Source organism: Streptomyces sp. NPDC060198 (assembly GCF_042728415.1).
Taxonomy (GTDB): Bacteria; Actinomycetota; Actinomycetes; order Streptomycetales; family Streptomycetaceae; genus Streptomyces.
Genome location: NZ_JBHWZJ010000656.1, coordinates 1 through 1,725, shown reverse-complemented (window position 1 = coordinate 1,725; position 1,725 = coordinate 1). Strand labels below are relative to the sequence as shown.

General features: G+C 72.4%; 1 protein-coding gene. It reads right to left on the bottom strand.

The genetic code is table 11. The features are described from left to right. Positions 1–60: 60 nt before the first annotated feature. On the bottom strand, positions 61–1,692 hold the full coding sequence (locus ACFWEP_RS34500; RefSeq protein ID WP_387376231.1) for a glycoside hydrolase family 13 protein: 1,632 nt from the start codon (positions 1,690–1,692) through the stop codon (positions 61–63). Between the last annotated feature and the right edge of the window lie 33 nt (positions 1,693–1,725).

Here is a 1,725-nt window from a genome sequence, read left to right as displayed (position 1 = left end):
GGTCCGGCCGGTCCGCCCCTCCCGTGTCCGCCCGTACCCGCTCGGCAGGTGCTCAGCGGGTCAGCGGGTGATCCACACCGTGGTGTCCTGCGGTACCGCGCCGCCGCTCAGCCCGCCACTGGCCAGCAGTACGGTCGCACCGGCGGGCAGCTCGTACGGGCGCTCCCCCAGGTTGACCACGCACCGGAAGCCCTCGCCCCGGTCGAAAACCAGCACATCCGGTCCGGCGTCCACCCAGGTCAGCGACTCGGGCAGCCCGACCAGCAGCTCCCGGCGCAGGGCCAGGCCCCTCCGGTAGAGCGCGAGGACGGAGTCGGGGTCGGCCTCCTGGGCCTGCGCGCTGAGCGCGGACCAGCCGGCCGGCTGGGGCAGCCAAGGAGCGGCGGCAGTGGACGCGGTGTCGTCGCCGGTGGAGAAACCGAAAGAGGTGCCGGTGGTCTTCCACGGCAGCGGGACGCGACAGCCGTCGCGGCCCCGGTCGGCGCCGCCGGAGCGGACGAAGGTGGGGTCCTGGAGGAGGGCGTCGGGCAGGTCCTGCACCTCGGGCAGGCCGAGTTCGTCGCCCTGGTAGACGTACACCCCGCCGGGGAGCGCCAGGGTGAGGAGGGCGGCGGCCCGTCCCCTGCGGCGGCCGAGGACCGGGTCGCTGGCGTCCCGCAGCCGCTTGTCGCCCATGTCGAAGGAGGTGTCCTCGCGACCGTAACGGGTGACGTGGCGGATGGTGTCGTGGTTGGAGAGCACCCAGGTGGGCGGGGCGCCGACCGGCGCGTGGGCGGCGAAGGTGGAATCGACGACCCCACGCAGCGCGGACGCGTCCCAGGCACAGCAGAGGAAGTCGAAGTTGAACGCGGAGTGGAGCTCGTCGGGGCGCAGGTAGCGGGCGAACTGCTCGGGGCTGGGGAGCCAGACCTCGCCGACGAAGACGCGTTCGCCGTCGTAGGTGTCGAGGAGCTTCCGCCAGGAGCGGTAGATGTCGTGGACGGGGGCGCAGTCCTGGTACGGAAGATCGGTGATGTCCGGGTCGGGGCCGACGTCGGGCAGGCCCGGCGCCTTCGCCAGTCCGTGCGCCACGTCGATCCGGAAGCCGTCGACACCCCGGTCGAGCCAGAAGCGGAGGACGTCCTCGAACTCCTCGCGCACCTCGGGGTGTTCCCAGTTCAGGTCGGGCTGCTCGGGGGCGAACATGTGGAGGTACCAGGGGCCGGGGGTGCCGTCCGCCTCGGTGATCCGGGTCCAGGCCGGGCCGCCGAAGTAGGAGTTCCAGTCGTTGGGCGGGAGCGCGCCGTCGGGGCCCTTGCCGGGGACGAACCAGAAGCGCTCGCGTTCCGGGGAGCCGGGTCCGGCGGCGAGCGCCTGCTGGAACCAGACGTGCTGGTCGGAGCAGTGGTTGGGCACCAGGTCGACGAGGACCCGCAGCCCGTGCTCGTGAGCCTCGGTGATCAGCTGCTCGGCTTCGGCGAGAGTGCCGAAGAGCGGGTCGATGTCGCGGTAGTCGGCGACGTCGTAGCCCGCGTCCGCCATCGGCGAGGTGTACCAGGGGTTGAACCACAGGGCGTCCACGCCGAGTTCGCGCAGGTACGGCAGGCGCGCCCGGACCCCGGCGAGGTCGCCGGTGCCGTCGCCGTTGCCGTCGGCGAAGCTGCGTACGTAGATCTGGTAGATCGCGGCGTGCCGCCACCAGGGGGTGGTCACTCTGAGACTCCTTGCTGTGGGGATACGGGGTGG